Origin of the sequence: Arboricoccus pini (assembly GCF_900187945.1) — a bacterium.
GTDB classification, from domain to species: Bacteria; Pseudomonadota; Alphaproteobacteria; order Geminicoccales; family Geminicoccaceae; genus Arboricoccus; species Arboricoccus pini.
In genome coordinates this window covers 1-25,533 of the sequence record NZ_FYEH01000007.1, presented here as the reverse complement: position 1 = coordinate 25,533, position 25,533 = coordinate 1, and the positions used below count along the sequence as shown (strand labels likewise).

Annotated in this window: 24 protein-coding genes; 17 read left to right on the top strand and 7 right to left on the bottom strand. The window is 64.3% G+C overall.

Annotated elements, in window-relative coordinates; all coding sequences use genetic code 11:
- Positions 1-152 precede the first annotated feature (152 nt).
- A complete protein-coding gene (locus tag CFB17_RS11005) occupies positions 153-1,781 on the top strand; it encodes an MFS transporter (protein ID WP_088561786.1) in 1,629 nt (542 codons plus the stop codon).
- A 243-nt stretch (positions 1,782-2,024) separates the two neighbouring features.
- Positions 2,025-2,507: an autotransporter outer membrane beta-barrel domain-containing protein gene (locus tag CFB17_RS11000; protein WP_165769568.1), complete on the top strand. Its 483-nt coding sequence runs from the start codon at positions 2,025-2,027 to the stop codon at positions 2,505-2,507.
- Positions 2,508-2,520: 13 nt separating this feature from the next.
- Here the strand turns inward: CFB17_RS11000 and CFB17_RS10995 are convergent, their stop codons facing one another.
- Positions 2,521-3,219, bottom strand: a complete 699-nt coding sequence (locus tag CFB17_RS10995; protein ID WP_088561602.1) for a fumarylacetoacetate hydrolase family protein — start codon at positions 3,217-3,219, stop codon at positions 2,521-2,523.
- Positions 3,220-3,442: 223 nt separating this feature from the next.
- On the opposite strand from CFB17_RS10995, the gene folE reads away from it, so the two are divergent.
- Positions 3,443-4,066: a GTP cyclohydrolase I FolE gene (gene folE / locus CFB17_RS10990; RefSeq protein ID WP_407642409.1), complete on the top strand. Its 624-nt coding sequence runs from the start codon at positions 3,443-3,445 to the stop codon at positions 4,064-4,066.
- A 137-nt stretch (positions 4,067-4,203) separates the two neighbouring features.
- On the opposite strand, the gene hemA is transcribed toward folE, so the two are convergent.
- Positions 4,204-5,415, bottom strand: a complete 1,212-nt coding sequence (gene hemA / locus CFB17_RS10985) for a 5-aminolevulinate synthase (protein ID WP_088561601.1) — start codon at positions 5,413-5,415, stop codon at positions 4,204-4,206.
- A gap of 192 nt (positions 5,416-5,607) precedes the next feature.
- Here hemA and apaG point away from each other — a divergent pair, with 192 nt between their 5' ends.
- The gene (apaG, locus tag CFB17_RS10980; protein ID WP_088561784.1) at positions 5,608-6,000 is read left to right on the top strand and encodes a Co2+/Mg2+ efflux protein ApaG; all 393 of its coding nucleotides are present in this window, start codon (positions 5,608-5,610) and stop codon (positions 5,998-6,000) included.
- A 49-nt stretch (positions 6,001-6,049) separates the two neighbouring features.
- On the top strand, positions 6,050-6,514 hold the full coding sequence (locus CFB17_RS10975) for a tellurite resistance TerB family protein (protein ID WP_165769567.1): 465 nt from the start codon (positions 6,050-6,052) through the stop codon (positions 6,512-6,514).
- A 15-nt stretch (positions 6,515-6,529) separates the two neighbouring features.
- On the opposite strand, the gene CFB17_RS10970 is transcribed toward CFB17_RS10975, so the two are convergent.
- Positions 6,530-7,618 carry an MBL fold metallo-hydrolase gene (locus CFB17_RS10970; protein ID WP_165769566.1) on the bottom strand — a complete coding sequence of 363 codons (1,089 nt, stop codon included), beginning with the start codon at positions 7,616-7,618 and terminating at the stop codon, positions 6,530-6,532.
- Between the two features lie 198 nt (positions 7,619-7,816).
- Between CFB17_RS10970 and CFB17_RS10965 the strand changes: the two genes are divergently transcribed.
- The 10 genes from CFB17_RS10965 (at position 7,817) to CFB17_RS10920 (ending at position 18,069) form a co-directional block, all read left to right on the top strand.
- On the top strand, positions 7,817-8,374 hold the full coding sequence (locus CFB17_RS10965; RefSeq protein WP_088561598.1) for an HNH endonuclease: 558 nt from the start codon (positions 7,817-7,819) through the stop codon (positions 8,372-8,374).
- A gap of 352 nt (positions 8,375-8,726) precedes the next feature.
- On the top strand, positions 8,727-10,016 hold the full coding sequence (locus CFB17_RS10960) for a flagellar hook-length control protein FliK (protein ID WP_165769565.1): 1,290 nt from the start codon (positions 8,727-8,729) through the stop codon (positions 10,014-10,016).
- A gap of 12 nt (positions 10,017-10,028) precedes the next feature.
- Complete coding sequence (locus tag CFB17_RS10955) at positions 10,029-10,703, top strand: flagellar hook assembly protein FlgD (protein WP_088561596.1); 675 nt, start codon at positions 10,029-10,031, stop codon at positions 10,701-10,703.
- Between the two features lie 42 nt (positions 10,704-10,745).
- On the top strand, positions 10,746-12,095 hold the full coding sequence (gene flgE / locus CFB17_RS10950; RefSeq protein WP_088561595.1) for a flagellar hook protein FlgE: 1,350 nt from the start codon (positions 10,746-10,748) through the stop codon (positions 12,093-12,095).
- 125 nt (positions 12,096-12,220) lie between these two features.
- Positions 12,221-12,523, top strand: a complete 303-nt coding sequence (sciP, locus tag CFB17_RS10945) for a CtrA inhibitor SciP (protein WP_243389854.1) — start codon at positions 12,221-12,223, stop codon at positions 12,521-12,523.
- Positions 12,524-12,865: 342 nt separating this feature from the next.
- Complete coding sequence (gene fliF / locus CFB17_RS10940) at positions 12,866-14,617, top strand: flagellar basal-body MS-ring/collar protein FliF (RefSeq protein WP_088561594.1); 1,752 nt, start codon at positions 12,866-12,868, stop codon at positions 14,615-14,617.
- A gap of 34 nt (positions 14,618-14,651) precedes the next feature.
- Positions 14,652-15,668 carry a flagellar motor switch protein FliG gene (gene fliG, locus CFB17_RS10935; protein WP_088561593.1) on the top strand — a complete coding sequence of 339 codons (1,017 nt, stop codon included), beginning with the start codon at positions 14,652-14,654 and terminating at the stop codon, positions 15,666-15,668.
- Position 15,669: 1 nt separating this feature from the next.
- Entirely contained in the window at positions 15,670-16,353 is a 684-nt protein-coding gene (locus CFB17_RS10930) for a hypothetical protein (protein ID WP_088561592.1), read from the top strand.
- Between the two features lie 15 nt (positions 16,354-16,368).
- A complete protein-coding gene (fliN, locus tag CFB17_RS10925; RefSeq protein WP_088561591.1) occupies positions 16,369-16,677 on the top strand; it encodes a flagellar motor switch protein FliN in 309 nt (102 codons plus the stop codon).
- 69 nt (positions 16,678-16,746) lie between these two features.
- Entirely contained in the window at positions 16,747-18,069 is a 1,323-nt protein-coding gene (locus CFB17_RS10920; protein WP_088561782.1) for a sigma-54 interaction domain-containing protein, read from the top strand.
- 1,866 nt (positions 18,070-19,935) lie between these two features.
- On the opposite strand, the gene ctrA is transcribed toward CFB17_RS10920, so the two are convergent.
- Complete coding sequence (ctrA, locus tag CFB17_RS10910) at positions 19,936-20,634, bottom strand: response regulator transcription factor CtrA (protein ID WP_088561589.1); 699 nt, start codon at positions 20,632-20,634, stop codon at positions 19,936-19,938.
- A gap of 133 nt (positions 20,635-20,767) precedes the next feature.
- Here ctrA and CFB17_RS10905 point away from each other — a divergent pair, with 133 nt between their 5' ends.
- Entirely contained in the window at positions 20,768-22,213 is a 1,446-nt protein-coding gene (locus CFB17_RS10905) for a FliI/YscN family ATPase (protein WP_088561588.1), read from the top strand.
- A 253-nt stretch (positions 22,214-22,466) separates the two neighbouring features.
- Entirely contained in the window at positions 22,467-22,910 is a 444-nt protein-coding gene (locus CFB17_RS10900) for a cation:proton antiporter (RefSeq protein WP_088561587.1), read from the top strand.
- A gap of 612 nt (positions 22,911-23,522) precedes the next feature.
- Here CFB17_RS10900 and CFB17_RS10895 read toward each other — a convergent pair.
- The 3 genes from CFB17_RS10895 to CFB17_RS19205 all read right to left on the bottom strand — a co-directional run.
- Positions 23,523-23,837, bottom strand: a complete 315-nt coding sequence (locus CFB17_RS10895; RefSeq protein ID WP_088561586.1) for a 2Fe-2S iron-sulfur cluster-binding protein — start codon at positions 23,835-23,837, stop codon at positions 23,523-23,525.
- A gap of 1 nt (position 23,838) precedes the next feature.
- Positions 23,839-24,882 carry an NAD(P)/FAD-dependent oxidoreductase gene (locus CFB17_RS10890; protein ID WP_088561585.1) on the bottom strand — a complete coding sequence of 348 codons (1,044 nt, stop codon included), beginning with the start codon at positions 24,880-24,882 and terminating at the stop codon, positions 23,839-23,841.
- A gap of 180 nt (positions 24,883-25,062) precedes the next feature.
- The coding region (locus CFB17_RS19205) for a hypothetical protein (protein ID WP_165769564.1) at positions 25,063-25,533 on the bottom strand (471 nt) is incomplete at its 5' end.

Genomic DNA, 25,533 nt, shown 5'->3' with positions numbered 1-25,533 from the left:
CTTCATGAAGAACGCTTCATTGAGGCTCTAAGGACTCGTCGAGGCACTCGACCTCAATAACGCCGACGAGCCGCAGGGAGGTTGATAGGGCGATGCAAACAACAGCGCGACCCGACGGCGCACGCGTGACCGGCAAGGACGATACGAGACCGATGAATGCGGAGGAAAGGAAGGTCATCTTCGCCTCCTCGCTCGGCACGGTTTTCGAATGGTACGATTTCTATCTCTACGGCTCGCTCTCAGCGATCATCGCCAGGCAGTTCTTCTCGGGCGTCAATGAGACGGCCGCCTTCATCTTCGCGCTTTTGGCCTTTGCCGCCGGCTTTGCCGTTCGCCCGTTCGGCGCACTGGTATTCGGTCGGTTGGGTGACCTGGTCGGGCGCAAATACACCTTCCTCATCACGATCGTCCTCATGGGCCTCTCGACCTTCATGGTCGGCATCCTCCCCTCCTACGCGAGCTGGGGATTCCTGGCACCGACAATCCTGATCGTCCTGCGGCTGGTCCAGGGTCTGGCACTGGGCGGCGAATATGGCGGCGCTGCGACCTATGTTGCCGAGCATGCGCCCCAGGGCCGGCGCGGTTTCCATACCTCCTTCATTCAGACGACGGCGACGCTGGGCCTCTTCCTCTCGCTCCTCATCATCCTGGGCGTGCGCACCTGGATGGGCGAGACGGCGTTCGGCGACTGGGGCTGGCGCATCCCGTTCCTGGTCTCGATCATCCTTCTGGGGGTCTCGATCTGGATCCGCATGCAGCTGAGCGAGAGCCCGGCTTTCCAGCGGATGAAGGCGGAGGGCAAGGGCTCGACCGCGCCGCTGCGCGACAGCTTTGCCAACTGGCCGAACCTGAAGGTGGTGATCCTGGCACTTCTAGGCCTGGCCGCCGGGCAGGGGGTCGTCTGGTACACCGGTCAGTTCTACGCGCTCTTCTTCCTGACCCAGACGCTCAAGGTCGACGCCGCGACCGCGAACATCCTGATCGCGCTGGCACTCCTGGTGGCCACGCCCTTCTTCCTCGTCTTTGGGGCGCTCTCCGATCGCATCGGCCGCAAGCCCATCATCCTGGGCGGCTGCCTCCTGGCGGCCCTGACCTATTTTCCACTGTTCAAGGGAATCACGCATTTTGCCAATCCGGCGCTGGAGGCCGCCCAGGCGAGCGCGCCGGTCACGGTCATCGCCGACCCCGCGGAATGCTCCTTCCAGTTCAACCCCGTGGGGACCTCCACCTTCCTCAGTTCCTGCGACATCGCCAAGGGCTTCCTTGCCAGGAACGCGGTGAACTACGGCAACGAGGCGGCGGCGGCCGGCACGGTAGCCTCGGTCCAGATCGGACCGACGACGATTCCGGCCTTTGACGGGCAGGCGCTGGCGACGGCCGACTTCAAGACCCGGTCGGACGCGTTCACCAAGTCGATGACGGATGCGATCCGGGAGGCCGGCTATCCGGCGAAGGCCGATCCGGCGGAGATCAACAAGTTCATGACGACCGTCATGCTCTTCGTCCTGGTACTCTATGTCACCATGGTCTACGGGCCGATCGCGGCGGCCTTGGTCGAGATGTTTCCCACACGCATTCGCTACACCTCGATGTCGCTGCCCTATCACATCGGCAATGGCTGGTTCGGCGGCTTCCTGCCGCCCACCGCTTTCGCCATCTCGGCTGCCACCGGCAACATCTATAGCGGCCTTTGGTATCCAATCGTGATTGCGCTTGGCACCTTCATCATTGGCCTGTTCTTCATTCGCGAGACGAAGAACGTCGATATTCATACGAATTAGTTATATCTATTGAAATAAAATAGATTATTACTTATAGTTACATGGCACCACAGGCGCATAAATTTACTGGGATGCATAATCTGGGGTTGGTCGCGACACTACGTCATTCAGCCCCAGGGTTCCCATGAGACAATCCTCCCTGGTGATCGCACTGCCAGGGTTGAGCATGACATGCGCTCAACAACTCGACGCCCGGATTGTAGCAGTAGGCTATACGACCGGCAGCAGTTCGCTCACTATTACTTGCAGCTTTATCCCTCTTTGCAATACCCGTCGGCCGCCTATGCCACGGCCTTGGGGCCGATCGACCTCGAGCCTTTCGCCGGCCTCGCCTACGTCAACCTCTCGAGCGACGGCGTCGACGAGAGCGGCGGCAGTGCCGCCTTGCGCGGCAAGGGCGACAGCGCCGATATCGTCTTCCAGACGCTGGGCCTGCGGGCCGGCCATGACCTCGTTCTCGACACGGTCAAATTGAAGACGGGCGGCTCGCTCGGCTGGCGGCATGCTTATGGCGACACGTCGCCGGAGGCGCATCTGGCCTTCGCCCAGGGAAGTGCCGGCTATGCCGTGCAGGGCAGTCCGGTCGCCAGGGACAGCCTCGTGCTCGGTGCGGGTGCGGCGCTCGACGTCCTGCCCCGCCTGGCGATCGGCCTCGATTACACGGGCGAGCTTGCCCACGATGCGCAGGATCACGGCCTCATGGCGACCGTGACCTTCAAATTCTAGCGAGCGTGCCTCCCTAGGCCACGCGCAACCGCAACGTGCCGATGCCCTCGACACCACCCTCGAGCACCTGTCCCCGTGTCACGGCCCCGACGCCGGCCGGGGTGCCGGTCAGGATCACATCGCCGGCGCGCAGTTCGAAAAGGCCCGAGAGATAGGCGATCGTCTCGGGAATGTTCCAGATCATGGCGCTGGTCCTGCCATCCTGGCGGATGGCGCCATCGACGCGGGCCCAGATCCGGCGATCGCCGATGTCGCCGACCTCCTCCGCCGGGACCAGCGCCGTGCAAGGTGCCGAATGCTCGAAGGCCTTGCCGATCTCCCAAGGCCGCCCGGCCTTCTTGGCCTGGCCTTGCAGGTCTCGCCTGGTCATGTCGAAGGCTGCCGCATAGCCATAGACGCAGGCCATCGCCTGGTCGACCGGGATGTCCGTGCCGCCCGCCTTGAGCGCCAGGGCCAGTTCGATCTCGTGATGCACGTCCTCAGTCTTGGAGGGATAAGGGAAATTCCCCGTCTCGCCGTCAGGGATCGGCAGGAGATTGTCCGGGTTTTTCTGGAAAAAGAAGGGTGGCTCGCGATCCGGATCATGGCCCATCTCGCGCGCATGCTCGGCATAGTTCCGGCCGACGCAATAGACGCGGCGGACGGGGAAGAGCTGGCCGCTACCCTTGATCGGCAGCGTCACGCGAGGTTCAGGCTCGAATACGAAAGACATGGCAGCGTCCCTTGGCGGCCCCGACAATGAAAGCTTGCGGCCGGCTCTTTCCTAGACCCGTTCGGCCCTCCTTGGAAACCGGGCCTGGCGCCGCGAAGAACAAGGGCTTTTCCTTCCGCATGCGAAAGCGTCTAAGATGGGCTTTCGCGTCATCCACCGAGTAGCTGCCATGTCCTCCGATCGCTCGCTAGTCGAGCTCCTGGCCCGTCCGCAAGGTGCCCACATCACCAAGACGCCGCCCAGGCTCGATCCCCGCGCCAAGCCCTCCGCCCAGGAGGCGCAAGATGCCGTCCGCACGCTACTGCGCTGGATCGGCGAGGACCCGTCCCGGGAGGGGCTGCAGGACACGCCGACGCGCGTGACGAAGGCGTTCCTCGAGCATTTCGCCGGATATACGCAAGAGCCGCACGAAATCCTGGCTCGGACCTTCTCGGAGGTCGAGGGCTATGACGACGTCGTCGTGCTCAAGGATATCAGCTTCGAATCGCACTGTGAGCATCACATGGCGCCCATCATCGGCCGGGCGCACGTGGCCTACATGCCCAACAGCCGCGTGGTCGGCATCTCGAAGCTGGCCCGTCTGGTCGAGGTCTTCGCCAAGCGCCTGCAGATCCAGGAGCGCATGACCGCCCAGATCGCCGACACGATCCAGGAAGTACTCCAGCCACGCGGCGTTGCCGTCATGATCGAGGCCACGCATCACTGCATGACCACGCGCGGCATCCACAAGCCGGGCTCGCTGATGGTAACGAGCCGCGTTTCGGGGATCTTCAAGACCAATCCCGACACGCGGCGCGAATTTCTCTCGATCATCGGCAAGTCGGGGGCGGAGAGCCTGGCCCGCTAGGCGCGGGCGCGCCAAATCCCTCCGGGGCGGTAACCATTCCTCAATTCAGCGTTCCCAGGCTCGCCTCATAAAAATATCTGTGAGGAGAAGAGGACATGAACGTCGAATCGATGGCCGGACGGAACGTCCAGGGCGGCTCAGGCCGCCAGGCGGATCTCCAGATGCGACCAGACTTCGCCCAACGCCTCGACCAGCCGGTCCATCACCGCATCGTCGTGCAGGGGCGTGGGGGTGATGCGCAGGCGCTCGGTGCCACGCTGGACGGTCGGATAGTTGATCGGCTGGATGTAGATGCCGTACTGCGCCATGAGCATGTCGGAAGCCTCCTTGCAGCGACGCGGCTCGCCGACCAGGAGGGGGACGATATGCGAGGGTGAGGGCATGACCGGCAGGCCGGCGGCATGCAGCCGGCGCTTGAGACAGGCCGCGCGCTCCTGGTGACGCTCGCGAAGCGCGCTCGCCTGCTTGAGATACTGGACCGAAGCCAGCGCGGCGCCGACGACCGCTGGCGCCAGGGAGCTGGTGAAGATAAAGCCTGGCGCATGCGAGCGGACGGCATCGATGATGGCGCCGTCGGCGGCGATGTAACCGCCCATGCAACCGAACGCCTTGGCGAGCGTGCCCTGAATGACGTCGATCTCGGCCATAAGCCCGTCGCGCTCGGCAACGCCGGCACCATGCGCGCCATACATGCCGACGGCATGCACCTCGTCCAGAAAGGTCATGGCGTTATAGCGCTTGGCGAGCTCGACGATCTCGGCGATCGGGCCGAAATCGCCGTCCATCGAATAGACGCTCTCGAAGACGATCAGCTTCGCGCGCTCGCGGGGCTGGGCGCGCAGCAGCTGCTCGAGATGGGCGACGTCGTTGTGACGGAAGATCTGCTTCTCACAGCCCGAATGGCGCACGCCCGCGATCATCGAGGCATGGTTGTAGGCATCCGAGAGGATCAGGCAGTCCGGCAAAAGCTGGGCGATCGTCGAGATCGCGGCCTCGTTGGCAACGAAGCCCGAGCTCATCACGAGAGCCTGATCCTTGTCGTGCAGGCTGGCGAGCTCCGCCTCAAGGAGCACGTGGAGATGGGTCGTGCCCGAGATGTTGCGGGTACCTCCCGCACCTGCTCCATAGGTCTGGACGGCCTCCGTCGCGGCGGCCAGCACGTCGGGATGCTGTCCCATGCCCAGATAGTCGTTGGAGCACCAGACGGTCACCTCGCGAACACCGGCCGGGTCACGATGATGGGCCGCGGGGAAGGCGCCGGCCTGGCGCGCGAGATCGGCGAAAACGCGATAGCGTCCTTCGCGGCGCACCTTGTCGAGGGCGCTCTCGAAATGGCTCTTGTAATTCAAGACTCTCTGCCCGGCTTGTCCGTCGTTCTTACTTTCGTCTGGTTTTAGCTTAGGACGATTCGTGTCTGCGGCAACATCCCTGTTGACGCAGGGCCGACCCTGCAAGATGACGGCTGTGCCAATGGACAGACAGACCGCGCCGCCGCATAGTTGAGCGTCATCCAGACGAAGAGGCTCAAGGTCGGATTGGATATGTACGAGACCGTCACCAACGATATCGCGATCTCGGTCGAGCCTTTCTACATCGAAGATCAGTCGGAGCCGGACAAGGAACGCTGGGTGTTCGGCTATCGGGTGACGATCGAGAATCGAGGCAGGGTCCCGGTGCAGCTCATGACGCGGCACTGGCGGATCACCGATGCGCGCGGCCGGCAGATCGAGGTCAAGGGCGAGGGCGTCATCGGCGAGCAGCCGCATCTCTCGCCGGGCGAGCGCTTCCAGTACACGAGCGGGACCCCTCTCTCGACGCCCACGGGCTTCATGATGGGCAGCTATGGCATGGTGGCCGAGGACGGCCTCCCCTTCGAGGTTGCCATTCCCGCCTTTTCACTCGACGTGCCGGACGAGCGGCGCCCGTTACACTGAAACCCCAGGCACCGCCTGATCCTTTGGCCCCATCGCGAAGGGAGGGCACGTGTTCGGCTTCTTCGAGAAACTCCTGGCCGGCGCAAGCCGGGACCAGGTGGCGGTGCAGGACGACAAGCCGCATCAACTGGCGGCGGCCGCGCTGCTGGTCGAGGCGGCGACGGCCGATGGCGAGTTCGCCGCGAGCGAGCGCGATCGGATAAGCCGGCTGCTCGTCGATCGCTTCGGCCTTGGGCCCTTCGAGGCCGCAACGCTTCTGGAGCAGGCGGAAAAGCGAGCCAAGGAGGGCAGCGACTGGCAAGGTTTCACGCGGGTCCTCAAAGAGGCCTATGGCCCCGAAGGCCGGATCGCCATCGTCGAGATGCTTTGGGAAGTGGTGCTCGCCGATGGCAGCCTTGATGACTTCGAGGCGGCGTTGATGCGCCAGCTACCCTCGCTCCTCTATGTCAGCGATCGCGAGAACGCCGAGGCGCGGGCGCGGGTGCGTGCGCGCCTCGAGGCGAAGGACGGCTGAGGAGCGTCACGGCGACTAGAAAGCGCGGCTGCCGCCGATCGGCAGGACAAAGGCATCCTCGGGCGCATAGCCGCTGGCGAAAGCCGCCTGCGCGAAGCGGCCAGGTGGCTCGAACGGTGGCTCGTCGGTGAGTGCTATCGTGCCCCAATGCATGCCGCAGAGCTTTTTCGCCTGCACGGTCTTGCCGATCGCCACGCCTTCTTCCGGCATGCAGTGGACCCCGCGCATCAGCGCACGGGGCGCATAGGCGCCGATTGGCACGAGCGCCAGATCCGGGGGTGCCAGGCGCTCCGCGAGATCGGCAAAGACAGGACCAAAGGCCGTGTCGCCGGTGAAATAGACCGAACGGCCACCGCCCTTGAGCACGTAGCCGCACCAGAGCGTCCGGTTGCGATCGAAAAGCGTGCGCTTGGAGAAATGGATGGCCGGTACCGCCTCGATCTCGAGCCCAGCCTGGCTGACCGACTGTCCCCAGCCGATCTCCAGCGTCGGCTTAAAGGGCAGGCCTTCCAGGTAGCGACTGACCCCCAGGGTCGTGATCAAGGGCGGCTGCTGCAAGGCCGCCAGCCGGCGCAAGGCGGGCAGATCGAGATGATCGTAATGATTATGAGACAAGAGGAGGAGGTCGAGCTTGGGAAGCTGCTCGACGTCGAGGCCGGGTGGCGCGAAGCGCTTGGGTCCGAACCGGACGAAGGGTGACGCCCGCTCACTGAGGAAAGGATCGATCAAGACGGTCTTGCCGGCGAGACGGACGAGAAAGCTCGCATGGCCGAGCCAGAGAATGGCGTCTTTCCCCTCGAGCGCCTGCCATCCGGCCAGCGCGGCACCGGACGGGAGGAGATGGCCTGCCGGGATGACCGGGGCAGAGGACGGACGGACAAGGCGGCGCCAGAAGAACCCGCTCCAGTCACTGAAGCCGCCGCCACTTTTCGGGCTCCCCGGCGGATTATGGTAGCGGCCGTCCGCGAGGCCGCCGGTGTTCCAGGTCGTGGCGCCGACGACGCCACCGCCGAGCGCATTACCACCGAGCGCGCCGCCAAGGCCGCTGATGAGATGGCGTCGATCCAGACGCGGACCGCGGGGAGCCCCGTCGCTTTCGCTCAATTCGCTTCTCCTCCAAATGTGGTCGGGCGCGGCGTCAACCGGCCTCTTGCCTTGCAAGTCTCACGCCCTTGCGCTAGCTCCAAAGACATTGATGTAGGCTAGCGACGTATATGGAGTTGGCATGCGGTCCGACATCTGGCGCGTCTTCGCTTTTCTCTTCCCCAGTACGTCTGACTGATGGGAGGACCCGGAAACGCCATGCTTGCCTTATCCGCATGTCCGACCCTGGTCCTCAACGCCGACTATCAGCCGCTCTCCTATTATCCGCTCTCCGTCTGGAACTGGCAGGAGGCGATCAAGGCCATCTTTCTCGATCGCGTCGCCGTCGTCTCACTCTATGACCGGACCATTCGTTCGCCAGGACGCGAATTGCGCGTGCCCAGCGTCGTGGCGCTCAAGGAATATGTCGTACAGACACGGCGGCCGCCCTTTACGCGGTTCAATGTCTTCCTGCGCGACCGTTTCACCTGCCAGTACTGCCAAGGTGCCTTTCCGACGCACGAGCTCACCTTCGATCACCTGATCCCGCGTTCGCGCGGCGGCCGGACGAGTTGGACCAACATCGTCACCGCCTGCACCCGCTGCAATCTGCGCAAGAGCAATCGCCTGCCAGCCGAATGCGGCATGCAGCCACACAACCGGCCCTTCGCACCCTCGGCACCGCAATTGCAGCAGCATGGGCGCTCCTTCCCGCCCAATTACCTGCATGATAGCTGGCGTGACTATCTCTACTGGGACGTCGAGCTCGACGCTTGAGGCGGCCCGGCAGAACTTGCCGCCCATCCTCGGTAAATTTTGCCCGGTCGCATGGGAATAGTACGCTTTAACCTTTATTAATCGCCCAGAATCAATAGCTTAGGCGATTGGCACGCTAACTGCATCAGTGGCGGCCATGATGATACAAAGCTTATGCCCGCCACGGCCTGCCGAACTCTCGGAACGAAACTCGTCCACCGCCCGGACGAGCGCGCCGACCGATTCCTTCGCGGTGCTGCTGGGTGACCTCGAAACGACACCCGATTCTGCCGTGTCGGTCGATAGCACGACGCTATCGGGCGTTAGCGGCGAAGAAGGCGCGTCGGCGGCAGTCGGCGAGGCATCGGGCCCAATGCCATCAACAAAGGTGGAGAGCGAAGCCGAAACGTTGCAGACGGGCGCTCCCACCATGGCTCCCCGGGCCACGGAGTTGCCCTTCCCGACCTTGCCGATGATATCGAAGCCGGCGATTTCCGTTCCCGATCTTGTCGTCGCCTCGCGGCAGGGATCCGTCGCCCCTGCCGATCGGGATCCGGCAGGGGGACTGGCCGATAAGGATGACCCCGTGGTCGCTGCGGCAGCCGATCCGGCCGCCGCCTATGCCGGGGTGCTGGCCATGATGCGGCCGCCGTCATCGCCGACCCTGTCGGTCCAGGTGGGACCTGCCGCTCTTCCCTCTTCTACACCCGAGATCGGGGTGGCGAACGCGCCACGCCAAATGCGCGTGGTGACGACCGGCACATCGGCCGCCAACGCCGAGGCCGGCCGCGTTGACGCTCCAGCGACGCCGACTGCACCGCCAACGATCGCGCAGGCGGCAACGACCGGCATCGGCCCCACTACCGGCTTCGACGTCGTCGGCGAGGCGGCGGATTCCAAGAAGAACGACGATTGGGCGCCGGAAACCGCAGGTCCTGTCAGTTCCATCTTTGCTGCCCGCGACGCGATGGCGGCGCCCCCGACGGGTCGGACCGTGGGAACGACCGGCGCCCTGCCCCTGTCCAGCGCCCCGGCCGTGTCGATGGTCGATCCGGCCGCGCCCGTCTTCCTTGCGGGGACGAGGCAGGCAAAGCCGGCGGCCGGCGAGACGGTCGATCCGAGGGACGATGGCAGCCAGGGACGAGTCCCGTTTGGCCTGATGACCGACGCGACCGCGGCCGTTCCACCCTTCAAGGCCGAGGCTGCGATACCGCCCGTCGGCGCGCCAGCGGCAGCGTCGACTCCCACGCCGTCTGCCGCCTATCCGCTCGACATGCATGTCGGTCGGATCGTCAAGCAAGCAGAGGACAGGATCTCAATCGTACTCGATCCGCCGGAACTGGGGGCCATGCATGTGACGCTGCATGGCCGCAAGGGCAAGAATCTGGCCGCCTCCATTGTCGTCGACCGCCCGGAGACACTGGACCTGCTGCGGCACGAGAGCGGCACCATGGAGCGGATGCTGAGCGAGGCCGGGGTTCAGCTCGACCCGTCGGGGCTGCAGATGAGCCTGCGCCAGGATAACCCGGATCGACAGGAAGCGGGCTCACAGATTTTCGAAAAGCTGGCCACCCAGGCCGGCATTGATACCCATGACGAGAGCGCGGTGGAGCCGCGGCAAGGCAGGCTGCCATCGACGCGCCTGCTCGACCTATTAGCCTGATCGGAAACAAGCATGACGACCGTTTCGAGTTCGACATCGAGCAGTACCACCACCGCCTCCTCCGCGGCTGCCTCGGCGCGGACGAGCCTGGCTGGTGACTACACCAATTTCCTGAAGCTGCTGACGACGCAACTGCAAAACCAGGATCCGCTCTCGCCCATGGATACGGACAAATTCACGAGCCAGCTTGTCCAGTATTCGCAAGTCGAGCAGCAATTGGCGACGAATACCAAGCTCGACACGCTGGCCGCCTCTTCTGCCTCGGCTTCGCAGGCGGCGGCGGTCAATTATCTGGGAGCGAAGATTGACCTGAACAATGCTCTGACCGAGCTGACGAGCAGCGGTGCCACCGTCACATACAAGTTGGCCAGCGAGGCGACCGATGTCGATCTGAGCTTCTACAATTCCGACAACAAGCTCGTTTACACGCAGGTCGGCAAGCTCGCGGCCGGCGTCAACACGGTAACCTGGGATGGCACGCTGGATGACGGCACACAGGCAGCTGCCGGGACCTATCGCGTGGCGATCTCGGCCAAGGACGCCACGGGTGCGGCGGTCAGCAGCACGGTCGATAGCAGCGGCACGGTCACGAGCGTCAATTTCGCCGCCGACGGCGTCACGCTGGGTGTTGCCGGAACGACCGTCCCCCTTTCCTCGGTCAACACCGTCTCCATCCCTCAATCCTGATAGCCAGCCTCAACGCAATCTCTCAGCTAAGGATCGATCTCCATGAGCCTTTTCGGGTCCCTCTTCTCCGGCGTCTCCGGCCTCAACGCCCAGAGCCGATCGCTTGCCATGATCTCCGACAACATCGCCAATGTCAGCACGAACGGCTATAAGCGCTCCGTGGCTGAGTTCGGCGATCTCGTGACCAGCTCGCAGTCGCGCACGACCTATAATTCGGGCGGCGTGCAGACTCATACGAGCTACACGATGGAAGATCAGGGTCTCATCCAGGGCACCTCGTCGTCGACTGACGTTGCAATCTCGGGCGGCGGCTTCTTTGCCGTCAACAACAGCGCCGACAGCTCGGGCGAGCAGCTCTATACCCGCGATGGCAGCTTCACCAAGGACGTGAACGGCTATCTCGTGACATCGTTCGGCTCCTATCTGCAGGGCTGGAAGCTGGATGCCAACGGTGATCCCATCAACGTCAACAAGCTCGAAACGGTGAGCGTCGCCGACACGGTCGGCTTGGCCCAGGCAACGACGAACATCAAGGTCGCGGGCAACCTCAACGCCGAGACGACGATCTCCGCCGCACCCGCGACGGGTGCGCTTGCCGCCTACGCGGCCGGCCAGACCGACAGCTCTACGCCGACGCCGGTGAAGCCCACGGTCAACCAGAACATCACCATCTATGACAGCCTGGGCCGCTCGCAGACGGTCACGCTGGGCTTCGTCAAGACGGGAACCAACACTTGGTATATGGAAGCCTATGGCGATCCAGCACAGCTCGATGCCACCGCCCATCCAAACGGCCTTATCGCTTCGGGGAACGTCACCTTCGGCACGGACGGCACGCTGACGACGTTGCCCTCCTTGACGAACAGCTACACGCCGAGCACGCCGGCTAGTGGCCTCGCCATCAAGTGGAACAGCGATAACGGTGCGGCTGACAACGATATCACGCTTAATTTCGGCACCGTCGGCACGACCTCGGGTCTTACCCAGCTGTCGCAGAATTCGGGCTTCAGCACGCTGACCCAGAACGGCTCCCCGACCGGGCAACTGAACGGGCTCAGCATCAACAGCGATGGCATGGTCATCGCGTCCTTTACCAACGGCAAGACGCGGGCCCTCTACCAGATCCCGATCGCCACCTTCACTAATCCGGGTGGCCTCGATCCGCGCTCAGGCAATCTCTATGCCGCCAGCGAGACCTCGGGGAACGTCTATATGCGCGCGGCCGGCGAAGGCAATGCGGGATCGCTCACGACCTCGTCGATCGAGGCCTCCAATGTCGACATCGCTGATGAGTTCTCCAAGATGATCGTTACCCAGCGCGCTTATTCCGCAAACACCAAGGTCATCAGCACGGCGAACGACATGCTGGACGATCTGTTGCGGCTGAAATAGGCGGCTAGCGCTCCCGGATCCTTCCCTGTCCCGCGCTCCACTTTGCTGGCCATGTAGGCCTTTCGCCAAGGTACGATCCGGGTCGTCTCAACAAGGCGGCGGGATAACGCTCGAAGAGCAAGGCAATGAACGAAGAAATGGTGGCCCCGGATGAGATCCGTCTAGCTCAGGATCCCATGACAGCATCGGTCGACATGGCCGCCCTCGCCCATCTTCCGGCGCCCGACACGCGCCGCTGGGTGGCCAGCCGCAAGAGTAAAGTCGTAGGGGCGGTGAAAGAAGGCCTCTTGACCCTGGAGGAAGCCTGCCAGCGCTACCAACTGACTGCGGAGGAATTCGCCTCCTGGGTACGGCTGATCGAACAGCACGGCCCGAGCGGCCTCAAGGTCACGCATCTCAAATCCTTCCGGTTGACCGCCAGACGCTAGCCGCAACTTGGCCCAGCCAGGGCCACCTATTTCCATAGGCTGAAGAGCCCATCTGAACCTTCCTCTCGCCAAACCGTGATCGGGACGGAGCCCTGCAATCTCCAGGGATCACCGGGCGTCGGCAATTTCAAGCCGGGGCGCCGGTCGCGCCCCGACGCCGCGAGCGAGGGATGGTGGTGCTGCCGGCAGGAGGGGTCTTCTTAACCAATCATTAGTTAGTTCCACGTAGAACCAGAACCGCAGTTGCGAAAGGCGGGTCGGCCGGGAGGCGCGATCAGCCGCTCGGTCCACGGGCAAGATGCTGTCGTCTAGACGGAGCGAGCCCTTTGAAAGCGGTTACTGATGACGAACAGCGCCACGTTGCCGGCCACCTTGAACGCCGCTGACACCTCCAGGGGACCAGCAGCGGGGCTGCTCGGCCTGTTCAAGGCTTTGGGGCCTATGCGCATCCTGGCGATGGGCGCCGTGGCGTTGGCGACGCTGGGGTTTTTCGCCTTCCTCATCTTCAAGGTGACAGCACCCGACTACACGATTCTCTTTGGCGACCTCGAGCCGGCGGCGGCCGGGCAGATCGTCGACCGACTCGAGGGCATGAGCGTGGCGCACAAGCTCTCCGACGATGGCCGGACGATCCTCGTGCCTGAGTCCATGGTAGCCAAACTGCGCATGGACCTGGCGCAGAACGGCCTGCCGGCCGCGGGACCGGCCGGCTACGAATTGCTCGACAGCAGCAACGCCTTCACCTCGACCGATCTTCTTACCAACCTCAATCTGCGGCGCGCACTCGAGGGCGAACTGGCTCGGACGATCACTGCCTTGAACGGCGTCGCGAGCGCCAGGGTGCACCTGGTGCAGCCAAAGCGGGAATTGTTCGAGCGCGACCAGCAACACTCCTCGGCCTCCGTCTTCGTTAAGCTCAAAGGGAGCGCCGGGCTCGAGCCGCGTCAGGTCCAAGGTATTCGTCAGCTCGTCGCCTCGGCCGTGCCCGGGCTCACGCCCGAGCGCATCACCATCGTCGACGATCAGGGCAATCTGCTGGCGAGGGCCAGGGAAGACGGCAATGACGAGGTCGATCAGGACGAGCTCGAGAGCCAGCGCATCGGCTATGAGGGCCGGCTGCGCCAAAAGGTGCTCAACCTGCTCGAGCCTTCGATCGGCATGAACCGTGTCGAGGTCGAGATCCATGCCGACATGGATTTCGACAACGAGACGACGACGAGCGAGAGTTTCGATCCCGATCGCGCCGTACCTCGCAGCACGCAGACGACCGAGGACAAGAGCGAGAGGACCGAGAGCCAGCCCGACTCGCCGACCACGGTCAGCAATAATTTACCGACCGCGCAGGCCGCAACGCCTGCTCCAGGTCCGGGTTCGAGCGAGAAGACGGCCAGAACCGAAGAAACGACAAATTATGAGATCTCAAAGACGGTCACTAATCACGTCAGGCGCGGCGCGCAGATCAAGCGCCTAACCATCGCCGTCCAGGTGGCCGAAGCTCAGGTCCAGGCAGCCGATGGCCAGATCATCAGCCAGCCCCGCGACGCGAGCGAGCTCGCGCAGCTGGCGGCCCTGGTCAAGACGGCCACAGGCTTCGATGAACAGCGGGGCGACGTGGTCGAGATCGTCTCGCGCAAGTTCAGCCCAGTGCCAAGCCTGGCCGACGAGGCAGCCCCCACGCTGCTCAGCCGCATCGATTTTGGCAAGATCGCCAATTACGGCATGCTCGGCGGCCTTGCTCTTCTCCTGATCTTCTTCGGCCTACGGCCCCTCACGCGCGAACTGGCCAGGGCGGCGGGAAGGACCGAGGTCCTGCCAACCCCGATCGAGGCGCAAGCGGCCCTGGTTACCGGCGACGATGTCCCGCTGCTGACCTCGACGGCCACCAGGGAGTTCACGCCGATCGAACTCACCGAAATCGCCGACGGCATGAACACTGGCGCCGGGCATGCCGCCGCCGGGGAAGAGATGGTCCAGCTGCCGCAAGTCACGGGCGCCATTCGCGGCGAGCTAGTGCGGAATGCCAACGGGCTCATCAAGGAGCGGCCGGAAGAGACGCTACGCGTTCTGCGCGGCTGGCTCGGCGGCGGTCAGTAGAGCAGAGAGACGAAGAACGGAAAGCCATCAAGCCATGTCCAACATCGTTCCCCGCTACGACACCATGTCGGGCAGCCAGAAGGCCGCAGCCTTCATGCTGGCCGTCGATCCGACGCAGGCAAGCTCGCTCCTTTCCATGTTGGAGCTCGATGAGCTGAAGGACCTGTCGCAAACCATGTCCCTGATCGGCCGGATCGACAGCGAGGTGGTCGAGCGCCTTTTGGAGGAATTCTGCCAGCAGATGCAGCATGAAAGCGGCATCATGGGCGGCTACCGGGCCACGGAGAGGCTGCTCTTGCAAGCACTCGACCCCGAGCGCGTGGCATCGATCATGGACGAGATCCGCGGTCCCCAGGGACGCACGGTCTGGGACAAGCTCGGCAATGTGAACGAGGCGGTGCTGGGCTCATATTTGCGCAACGAATACCCCCAGACGGTGGCAGTCATCCTGGCGCGCCTCCCGCCCGCCCATGCTTCGCGCGTGATCTCGACGTTTCCGGACGAATTGGCTCTCGACGTCATGCGGCGCATCATCGCCCTCGAAAACGTGCAAAAGGAGGTGCTGGCCGACGTCGAGCGGACGCTGCGCAACGAGTTCGTCAGCAATCTCGCGCGGACCAATCGCAACGATAATCACGAGATGGTGGCCGAGATCTTCAATCATTTCGACCGCGCTACCGAAAGCCGGCTGATTGAGATGCTCGAGCAGGCCGATCCGGAGGCTGCGACCCAGATCCGCAGCTTGATGTTCACCTTCGACGATCTGATCAAGATCGACGATTCAGGCATCCAACTCCTCCTGCGGCGCGCCGGCAATGACCGACTCAAATTCGCGCTCAAGGGTGCCAAGCAGGAAATTAGCGACCTGTTCATGCGCAACATCGCCGAGCGCACGGCCAAGATGCTGCGCGAGGAGCTGGCCGGCATGGGCCCGATCCGGCTGCGCGAGGTCGAAGAGGCGCAGCAGTTCCTGGTTAACCTCGCCAAGGAGTTGGCGGCCTCCGGGGAGATCGTTCTGCTCGAGGAGAGCGACGAAGAGATGGTGATCTAAGATGCGCCTCTTCGCCCGCCAATCGAACCGGATGCCGGATGGCAAGAAGACGGACGCAGCCGACAAAACGGCCGTCTTTCGCCGCCTGGAGGAAATCGCGCTCATCGCGGCCAAGATGCAGGCACCGACAGAGGTGCCGACCGAGGCCGAACCGGCAGCGAGCGCACTCGAGCTCGCCTGTGCCCGGATCCGCGAGGAGACCGCGCAGACCCTCGAGCAGGCCTTCGAGCAGAGGCTGGCCACACGCGAGCGCGACCTCCAGGCCGAGGTCGCAGGGGTCATCGCCTCGATCATCGAGAGCTACAAGGCCTCGATCCGGCGTCAGGACGACATCCTGCGCGGCGTTCTTGCGGCTGCTTGCGAACGCCTGCTGGATGCGGCGACGGCAAGACGTGCCATCGAGTTGATACCGACGGATCCGGCTCGACAGGCCCCCGTCCGAGTGACGACGGGCGCCGGCTTTCCAGGTACCGACTTGCTGCAGCTCCTGGCAGGCCGGCAGGCTGCCCGGATCGTCGAGATCGAGACGACGACGGCGCTGGCTCCGCATCAGGTTCTAATCGGCTGGGAACCTGGCTGGGCCGAGATCGACGGCACCGCCTGGCTCGACGGCCTGAGGGAGCGCCTCACACCAAGCGAGATCGACTCGGCATCGATAAGCGACCTCACCACCACGCAGGCATAGGCAAGGACAAAACCCATGTTGGATCTCAAGGAGCTGAGCGATGGCGAGCAACCCACTCCCGAGGAAGTCCATGAAGGTCACGCGGTCGATCGGCTAAAGGCGGTCTACGACGTGCCCGTTCAGGTCTCCGCCGTTCTCGGCCGCGCCCATCTGCCGGTCGGCCAGCTCCTCAAGCTCGGCCGCGGTGCCGTTGTCGAGCTCGACCGCAAGGTCGGCGAGCCTGTCGAGATCTTTGTCAACAACAAGCTCATCGCGCGTGGCGAGATCATCATCGTCGCCGAACGACTGGGCATCACGATGACCGAGATCGTGAAAGGCGAGTAATCGACTGTCCCGGCCGGTGCGTCACGCCCAAGCTCTGGACCTGAGAGTGAAAGTTCCATGGAAGCGATCATGAACCTCATCGCGCTAGGAGACGGCTCCTGTCGATTGCTCGGCCGTCTGGCGGCGGCAAATTCCGATACCGTTACGATCGAGCGGGCAACAAGCCTGGGGGCTGTGCTTGCCGCCCTGCGCGAGCGACCACTGTCCTGGATCGTCCTCGTCGACAATGACGACAGTTTCCAGTCGATCGAGGCCAGGCTTGCCACGGAGTTTGGCCAGGTGACCCTGGTCGGCGTCGAGAACGTAGCTGGCGCCGGCGATGCCGTTCGAGGGCGCCAGCACCTCTCCCTCGACATGACGATCGAATCGGTCATGGAGCATTTGCGGCAGCTCGAACATGGCCCAGGCCTGCCGGCCTGCGGCGACCCCAGCATGCGCCAGACGCTCCACATGGCGCGTCAGTTCGCGGCCTCGGATGCCAGCGTTCTGATCACTGGGGAGAGCGGCACCGGAAAGGAAGTCGTGGCCCGCTTCATTCACGCCCGAAGCAAACGCGCCGGTGGGCCCTTCGTCTCGCTGAACTGCGCCGCCATTCCCGAGACCCTGCTCGAATCCGAGCTTTTCGGTCATGAGAAGGGTGCCTTTACAGGCGCCATGACCAGGCGGGTCGGCAAGTTCGAGGAGGCGCATACAGGAACGCTGCTCCTGGACGAAATAACCGAGATGGATCCCCGTCTGCAGGCCAAGCTGCTGCGCGCGATCCAGGAGCGTGAGATCGATCGTGTGGGTGGCGGTCGGCCGCTCAAGGTCGATATCCGCCTCATTGCCACCAGCAACCGTAACCTGGAACAGGCCGTAAGCGACGGCCTGTTCCGTGAGGATCTCTATTTCCGCCTCAACGTCGTCAGCCTCGAGATCCCGCCTTTGCGCGAGCGGCCCTTGGATATCGGGCCGCTGGCCCATCATTTTGCCGCGAAATTCGCCAAGGCGGCCGGCATCTCGACGCCGCCGATCACCCAGGCCGCTCTCCGGCGGCTGAGCGCGCATGCCTGGCGCGGCAATGTGCGCGAGCTCGAGAACTGCATTCATCGCGCGGTTCTGCTCGGTCAGGGCAGTCCACTTGACGGCGAGAACATCGTCTTTCAGCGTCATTTGCGGCGTGACGACGTGACGGTACCCGACGCCCACCTTGGCTTCGTCGGCATGACGATCGCCGACATGGAGCGGGAGCTCATCACGCAGACGCTCGATCATACAAGCGGCAACCGCACGCGCGCCGCCGAATTCTTGGGCATCTCGATCCGGACCTTGCGTAACAAGCTGCGGCAGTATCAAGACACGCGACGGCCGCAGCCACCGGTAGCGATGATGGGACGCGAACTTTATCATTGACCCGCGAAGGTGCGCTCGAGACGCTCGACACTCGCATCGTGCCCGGCGCCGACTACGATATGGGTCCTGCATGCTCGGCCCGGCAACCGCATTGGCCGGTGCGGCGATGATTGCCCTGGCCGACCCTACCTCACCGCCGCATTCGTCGGCGCGCACCCGACCATCTGCGCCACCGTCTGCTGGCGCACGAACGTTTCGGCCGGCCGGAAACGACGCGTCTAGGCTACGCACGTTGCGCACCGCACTGGCCATTTCCACCCGTCGTCTAGTCGAAGAGAGTTTCGGCCGGCCGGAGATCATCACGGGCAGACATGCGAGGCGGCACATCGCATCCCGCTCATTCTTGAGCCGACGCGAGCAGGATAGCGGCCCCTTCGATCGGGCGCGTGAGAGCGACGCGCCGGTACTGTCTGGCCGCGTGGCGGATCGTCGGCAGGCGTGGCCGTGTTGTCTTCCGCAAGGCCGGGTGACGCCGCCCATAACGGCCGCGAGATTTGAAGGCTCCTGTAGGGGCTCGCTAAATCGCCCCTTATCGTGCCGTTCTAACAGGGACGCATCGACGAGGCGGGCAATGACATTCTCGTCTGGAGAGATGCCGAAGACCTCAGCACACGGCTTGATTCTGCTGCTGCGACGTTCGCATCGGTTCGTCGAGCGTCATTTCTCGCGATGTCGCGACCGAACGGGGCGCACAGGCCGGCCTGTCCTCCTCCGCGGCATTCAGCGGCTCGACAAGCTCGGGAGTGTCCGACCTGAACGACCCGCGATCTGGCGCCATCGGGTCTTAGCGGTACCGGCGGGCGGCTATGACGGCTGAGACGACGATCCGGCCGCCAGGCGCTCGGCATGAGAAAGCGTGCATTGCGGCCAGAAGCACGCGGCATCGTTGCCGGGTCCTGCTAATACGCGGGCCGCCGCTAGCGTCAAGCGCGTTCGAGAGGCCTAGATTCATCCAGCGAGTGTCGTGCCGCACCGCCAGGAAAGTTCGTTCAGACTGGCTTGGCCGCCGACCCGCCGATCGCTGTGTCAATCGTCTCGCGCGAAAAGTCGGCGGCGGCGCTTTTTCTTAGCAGGGCTCGGGGGTCCATGGTCTCTTCGGGCGTCGAAATCTCTGCTGGTCGAGCATCGCTGCCCGATTCGATCGGAGATCGCGGACGGCCCTCCGCGCGTAACACGATCACTTTAGAGACGACGGGACTGCCGCGCGGCCTTCGCTATGGGCGATCTGCGGCATGCTTCGTTATATTGACCGGGATGCAAATAAGGCGTTCTCGCGACATGAAGCAAACGGCGGATGCCGAGCGCGGGCCGGGCAGTCCCCTGGCCAGCGTCATCCCGATCGCTCGTAGACGATGAGGTTGCAGCACCTCCTTGGTACGCGCGCCACGTAGGTCCTACGATCGTGATGGAGCGCGAATAAGGATACGGCGTCACGCTGATCACGGGATCAGAGCCGGTCGGGTGTCTCGGGCAGTCTTCGCGGATACGAGGAAGAGGATGTTCATCGTCGGGGCCGTCTCGAGACTTGTCGAATAGCTGACCAAGGCCACCCGGTGAACAATGCCGGCGCGAAGCGGGAGGCCTTGACGATATGCCCGACGCCGCGCGCGAGCGGAAGGCGCTCTACTCGCCGGCGGGCTGGACATGCAATGACAGACGGGCCGAGGCGGCGATGCATGATCCGTATCCGCGCCGGCTGGTCGAGGCTAAACGCTATCGCCGTGGGACCGGTAGCGGGCGATCGGCAGACCGATACATGAGTGGGCCGGTAATAGACACGACCGCGTGACCGGTCCGCCACCGCTTTGCGCCCGATGGCAAGCGACGGTCTCGCTGGATGGACGATTGCGACGTTGGGGGAGCGGCTCAGGCCACCCGATCGACGGGAGCAAGGGTTTCCCTGAGCACGTAGCCTCGACCCCAGACGGTGCTGATATAGCTCTCGCCACCTGTCGCCGTGGCAATCTTCTTGCGCAGCTTGCAGATGAAAACGTCGATAATCTTGAGTTCGGGCTCGTCCATGCCGCCATAGATATGGTCGAGAAACATTTCCTTCGTCAGCGTCGTACCTTGGCGAAGCGCCAGCAGCTCCATCATGCTGTATTCCTTGCCGGTCAGATTGAGGCGCTTGCCGTCCACCTCGATGGTGCGGGCGTCCATGTTGACGCTGAGGCGACCGATCTTGACGGAAGGTTGCGAATGACCTTTGGAGCGCCGAACAACGGCTTGAATTCTGGCCGTCATCTCGCGGCGATCGAAAGGCTTGCTCAGGAAATCATCGGCACCGCAGGTCAGCCCCTTGGCCTTGTCGAGCGGGTCGGTCTTGGCCGAGACGATGATGACCGGGGTTCGCACGCGAGCATGGCGAAGGCGACGCAACACCTCGTAGCCTTCGATGTCGGGCAGGCGGATGTCGAGGATGATGACGTCGAAATCGTAGATACGCGCGAGTTCGATGCCCTCCTCGCCACTGGCCGTCGATTCAAAGATGATACCCTCGCTTTTCAGAGCGAGCTCGATCAAACGAACCGATACGGCGTCATCCTCAATCAGAAGAGCGCGCATCTTAAACTCCGGTTTGTGGCCCTCGCATGCCTCCTTTTTGCCAGAATGATCTTAACGCCGTGTTAATGGTCGACGGGCAGATTGGGCACATCCTCCTTCGTTTCAAAACCAGTCCTCGTGGCGACGACCATCCATGACCAACGCGTCCCCAACCTTTGCCGGCCTTGACGTCCCCCGGGCGTTACAGGCCATCGATGCCGAGCTTTGCCCGTGGCGCGAGAACGCGCTGGACCATCTGCGCCATGCTGCGCTGGTGCGGCGCGGTGGACGGGTGACGCGCTGTTCCAGTAGCCTCGTTACCTGCGCCGGCCTGGATGACGTGGCCAGCATCGGCAGCATGTGCTGGATCGAGCCCGAATATCTGCCCGGCCGGCCCTTCGACCGGGCGCGCGCCATGCTGGGTGAGGTCGTGGCCCTTCATCCCGAAGGTGCTCTGGTCCTGCCCTACGCGGAGCCACGCGGCATCATGCTGGGTGCCCGCGTGGCCATCGACGAGCGTCAGCACTGCGTCTTGCCCGATGCGTCCTGGCGGGGGCGCGTCCTCGACCCGCTCGCTCGCCCGCTGGACGAAAAAGGACCACTGCGAAATGGTCCTCGACCCTATCCGCTCCACGCACCCGCCATACCCGCCCACGAGCGAAGCGGCACCGGCTCAAAGCTCCATCTTGGCGTCCGTGCGATGGACCTATTCACGCCTTGCTGCGAGGGCCAGAGGCTCGGCATCTTCGCCGGTACCGGCGTCGGCAAATCTAGCCTTATGTCGATGATCGCTCGTGCAAGCGAGGCCGACATCATGGTGATCGGCCTGATCGGCGAACGCGGTCGCGAGTTGCACGATTTCCTCAGCAAGACGCTGGGCCCCGAAGGTCTGGCACGCAGCATCGTTGTCGTCGCGACGTCGGACATGCCGCCCATGATGCGGCGCCGGGCCGCTTATCTCACCTTGACCATCGCCGAGGCCTGCCGCGACAGCGGCCTCAAGGCACTCTGCCTCCTCGACAGCGTAACGCGTTTCGCCATGGCGCTGCGCGAGATCTACCTCGCGGCGGGCGAACCGCCGACGACCAGGGGCTATCCGCCCGGCGTCTTTGCCGAACTGCCAAGGCTCCTGGAACGCGCCGGCCCCGGTCGTCCGGACAGCGGCAGCATCACCGGTCTCTTCACCGTCATGGTCGAAGGCGACGACATGAACGAGCCCGTCAGCGACGCCGTACGCGGCATCCTGGACGGCCATGTCATCCTAGATCGCAAGATCGCCGAACGCGGGCGATTTCCCGCCATTGACGTCCTGCGCAGCCTCTCGCGCACCGCGCCCGACTGCTATGCGCCACAAGAGCGCGAATCCGTGCAGCACGCGCGCCAGCTGCTGGCCTGCCATGCCGAGATGGCGGAACTCATTCAACTGGGCGCTTACAAGACGGGCGCCAATCCGCTGCTCGACGAAGCCATCGCCCGGATGCCACGCCTCGAAGCGCTGATGCGTCAATCCGCCGACGAGCCGCCCACGGCCGGGAATGCCTTCGACCTGCTGGCCGCCTGCCTGGCATCCGAGCCAGCCGGCATGAGTGCCGGCGGATGAGAAAGTGCATGGCAAAGGCCGCCCCCGCTTCGTCTCATTGCGCCGCCGGCGCGCGATCCGCGTTGCCAGCGCTGCCATCACTCGCGCGGGCGATCGATGGCGACCGGCTGGCGGAAGCGAGCGCCGAACGCGCGGCGCCGTCGCCCATGCTCCAGGCCTCTGTTCCCTGCCAGCAGCGTCGACGTTCGACCGACGGGCACCCTCCCGTTTCGCCGCCGCCGGGAAGGGCTGAGCCCATCGGCGGCGGCGCGCGATGAAGGTCGCGACCCTGCGGCTTCTGGCGCGCCTGAGCCAGCCGGAACTGGACCTCGCGCGGGCCAATGTCCGTGACTGCGAGCTGCGCATCGAAGCGCTGGAGGCAGCCCTGACCGCCGACCTCCACGCCCTCCCACACGAGATCGCCATCAGCCGGACGGCCGAAGAGGTCGCTACGCTCGGCACCTGGCTGCAGGCCCGCCAGGCGGGACGCCGGGTGGCCGAGGAGATGCGCCAGGAACTGCTTTGCGAACGTGAGCAGTTGCGCGAGGTCATGTTCGCCCGGCATCGCGAGGTAAAACGCATCGAGACGCTGGCCGAGCGGGCACAACGATTTGAGGACGAGGAACGTCGGCAACGCGCCGCCCGCGAACTCGACGACATCGCTACCATGCGCCATGCCAACCGGCAGCGCGGCCGGACCGACGAGCCCGGTCGTTGATGCCAATGTCTCCCGGGCACCAGCGGAGTCTTCGGCTCCGGCCTGGCCGGCGGCGACACGCCCCGCGCTTGCCCGCACCACCTGCCGGAGAGGTGGCACGCGCCCGCACCCTGCCATCAACCGCGACACCGAATCCGGCATTTCCCCCGTCCCCGCGCGTCCTGCCGGCACGCGCGGGAGGCGGCAACCTGCGCCTGCGGTCAGCCCAAGTGCCGGCACCCTGCCACTCCAATCGCGGCACCGAATCCGGCACTCCTCCCGTCGCCCGTGCGTCCTGCCGGCACGCACGGGAGGCGGCGAACCCGCCTGCGTCCAGCAGGACGCGCGGGCACGCCAGGATCGCGACTCTCCGGACCGCTGACGTTCCCTGCGAGATCGGTCGAAGGCCGGCCATTCGGACCGCCCTCGACGCGGGCGAAGTCGGGCAGTCGATCTTTATAGGAATTGATGCTTAGATATCATGTCGTGAAAGCGGGCGCAACAGGCGCCGACCGCAGGCCGCGGGCGCGGGCGCGAAGAAAGACGGACTGAGCGCCATCAGGCGAACCGAAATTGAAGGCGGTCCTGCCAAGACGATGCCGGGCAGCCGGGGAATGCCCCGACCGCCGGTGATCAGAACTCGGGCGCCAGCGTGACCTTGAGGCCGTCCAACGCGTCCGTGAACTTGACCTGGCAGGAAAGACGCGAATTGTCCTGCACCTGAAAGGCCTCGTCCAGCATCATGCTCTCGTCGCTCTCAGGGGCAGCGAGCTTGTCCACCCAGGCAGCATCCACATAGACGTGGCAGGTCGCACAGGCGCAGCAGCCGCCGCAGGCCGCCTCGATCGGCAGGTTCGCCTCACGGATGATCTCCATGAGCGACCAGCCACTCTGGCCGTTCAGTTCATGATCCGCGCCTTCACGGTCGGTGACGATCACTTTAGCCATGTCAGGCGACGCCCAGCTTCTTGTGCAGATCGGTGGATGAGGTGGTGTAACGGAACACGAGCTTCTCGTCTGGATGACAATATTTGAAGGCCTTTTGACACATCAGGGCCGCCTCGTGGAAGCCAGATAAGATCAATTTTAATTTGCCGGGATAGGTAATGATGTCGCCAATCGCGAAAATCCCTGGCTCGCTCGTCTCGAACGCCTCCGTCTCCACCTTGATCAGATTGCGCTCCAGGCCCAGCCCCCAACTCGCCAGCGGCCCCAGCTCCATCTTCAGTCCATAAAAAGCCAAGAGCGCATTCGCCGGCAAGGATACGACCTCGCCCGCCGCATCCTTGATCGCCACGGCCGACAACATCGGGCCCTCACCCTCCAGCCCGGTGATCTGCCCGATCACCAGCTTCATCGCCCCCGAGGCCACCAGCTCACGCATCTTCTGCACCGAATCCGGCGCCGCCCTGAACTCGTCCCGACGATGCACCAGCGTCAGGCTCTTGGCCAATGGATGCAGATTGAGCGCCCAGTCCAGGGCCGAATCGCCGCCGCCCGCCACGATAAGGTCGCGCCCGCGAAACGTCTCCATCCGGCGAACCGCGTAAAAGAGCGACGTGCCCTCAAAAGCATCGGCCCCCGGCAAAGGCAGCTTGCGCGGCACGAAGCTGCCAGCCCCGGCCGCCACCACCACGACCGGCGCCCGGAACACCTGGCCCTCGCTCGTCGTCAGCTCGAAACGCCCGTCCTCCAGCCGCACCAGCTTCTCCGCCTGCTGGCCCAGATGAAACTGCGGCCCGAACGGCTCGGCCTGCCGCATCAGATTGTCGACCAGTTCCTGGCCCGTGCAGCTCGGAATAGCCGGAATGTCATAAATCGGCTTCTCGGGATAAAGCTCCGCACACTGCCCACCCACCTTGTCGAGATTGTCGACCAGATGACAGCGCAGTCCCAATAACCCGGCCTCGAACACGGTGAATAACCCCACCGGCCCCGCCCCGATGATCACCATGTCCGTTTCAATCACCAGCCTTGCTCCAACCTCGCCCATAACCGTTCCAAACCGCGCTCGCCAAAAGACGCAGCAAACTACATGCGGCGGCGTGAGGGGTGAAGGCCCCCGGAGTGTGAGGAGGAAGCAGCCTCCGGCGGCCAGGGGGCACCGCCCCCTGGACCCGGGGTGGGGCGGGATTGTCGGTGCGGGTGAGGTCCGGGTTTCAGGCGGCCACCATCACGAGGGCGGGCCGGTCCCATAGCGGCCGATCTTCCTCGCACCCTGCAAGCGTATCGCCGCCTGCATGCTCTCCGCCGGCCGTTCGTGCCAGTACCGCGCCACACCACGCGCCACCGCCTCAAGGCGAAGCGAGGGCAGCGCGTTCGGCCCGAGACCCGTACCCATCCGCTCGGCCTCGGACGCCAGCTTGTCCGCCAGCCGGTTCAGCTCAGCCCGGTTGTCCCGCGCCACCCGCCGCAGATCGGCCAGGGCCAGCGCTTCCGCCTCCTCCTGGTGCTCGGGTATCGCCGCGCAATGGCTCCAGTCGCCCGGCGGCTGGCGCGGTTCGGCCGGCGGTACGGGTAGGCGACGCTCGGGCCTGGGCTGCGTCTCCCGCGCGGCGGCCTCGGCCCGGGCGACGAAGCGCTCGGCCATGCTCCGGGCCGGATCGCGGCCCCTGTTCTGCTCATGGAGGACGAACATGGCGAC

What these genes read in the sequence shown, in the direction of transcription:
- apaG (WP_088561784.1), top strand. Translation starts at nt 5,608, where the DNA reads ATGTACGAGACCGTCACCAACGATATCGCGATCTCGGTCGAGCCTTTC.
- fliG (WP_088561593.1), top strand. Translation starts at nt 14,652, where the DNA reads ATGTCCAACATCGTTCCCCGCTACGACACCATGTCGGGCAGCCAGAAG.
- CFB17_RS11005 (WP_088561786.1), top strand. Translation starts at nt 153, where the DNA reads ATGAATGCGGAGGAAAGGAAGGTCATCTTCGCCTCCTCGCTCGGCACG.
- ctrA (WP_088561589.1), bottom strand. Translation starts at nt 20,634, where the DNA reads ATGCGCGCTCTTCTGATTGAGGATGACGCCGTATCGGTTCGTTTGATC.
- CFB17_RS10995 (WP_088561602.1), bottom strand. Translation starts at nt 3,219, where the DNA reads ATGTCTTTCGTATTCGAGCCTGAACCTCGCGTGACGCTGCCGATCAAG.
- flgE (WP_088561595.1), top strand. Translation starts at nt 10,746, where the DNA reads ATGAGCCTTTTCGGGTCCCTCTTCTCCGGCGTCTCCGGCCTCAACGCC.
- CFB17_RS10955 (WP_088561596.1), top strand. Translation starts at nt 10,029, where the DNA reads ATGACGACCGTTTCGAGTTCGACATCGAGCAGTACCACCACCGCCTCC.
- CFB17_RS10900 (WP_088561587.1), top strand. Translation starts at nt 22,467, where the DNA reads ATGAAGGTCGCGACCCTGCGGCTTCTGGCGCGCCTGAGCCAGCCGGAA.
- CFB17_RS10960 (WP_165769565.1), top strand. Translation starts at nt 8,727, where the DNA reads ATGCCATCAACAAAGGTGGAGAGCGAAGCCGAAACGTTGCAGACGGGC.
- fliF (WP_088561594.1), top strand. Translation starts at nt 12,866, where the DNA reads ATGACGAACAGCGCCACGTTGCCGGCCACCTTGAACGCCGCTGACACC.
- sciP (WP_243389854.1), top strand. Translation starts at nt 12,221, where the DNA reads ATGAACGAAGAAATGGTGGCCCCGGATGAGATCCGTCTAGCTCAGGAT.
- CFB17_RS10930 (WP_088561592.1), top strand. Translation starts at nt 15,670, where the DNA reads ATGCGCCTCTTCGCCCGCCAATCGAACCGGATGCCGGATGGCAAGAAG.
- CFB17_RS10965 (WP_088561598.1), top strand. Translation starts at nt 7,817, where the DNA reads ATGCTTGCCTTATCCGCATGTCCGACCCTGGTCCTCAACGCCGACTAT.
- CFB17_RS10895 (WP_088561586.1), bottom strand. Translation starts at nt 23,837, where the DNA reads ATGGCTAAAGTGATCGTCACCGACCGTGAAGGCGCGGATCATGAACTG.
- CFB17_RS10920 (WP_088561782.1), top strand. Translation starts at nt 16,747, where the DNA reads ATGAACCTCATCGCGCTAGGAGACGGCTCCTGTCGATTGCTCGGCCGT.
- CFB17_RS10890 (WP_088561585.1), bottom strand. Translation starts at nt 24,882, where the DNA reads ATGGGCGAGGTTGGAGCAAGGCTGGTGATTGAAACGGACATGGTGATC.
- fliN (WP_088561591.1), top strand. Translation starts at nt 16,369, where the DNA reads ATGTTGGATCTCAAGGAGCTGAGCGATGGCGAGCAACCCACTCCCGAG.
- CFB17_RS10905 (WP_088561588.1), top strand. Translation starts at nt 20,768, where the DNA reads ATGACCAACGCGTCCCCAACCTTTGCCGGCCTTGACGTCCCCCGGGCG.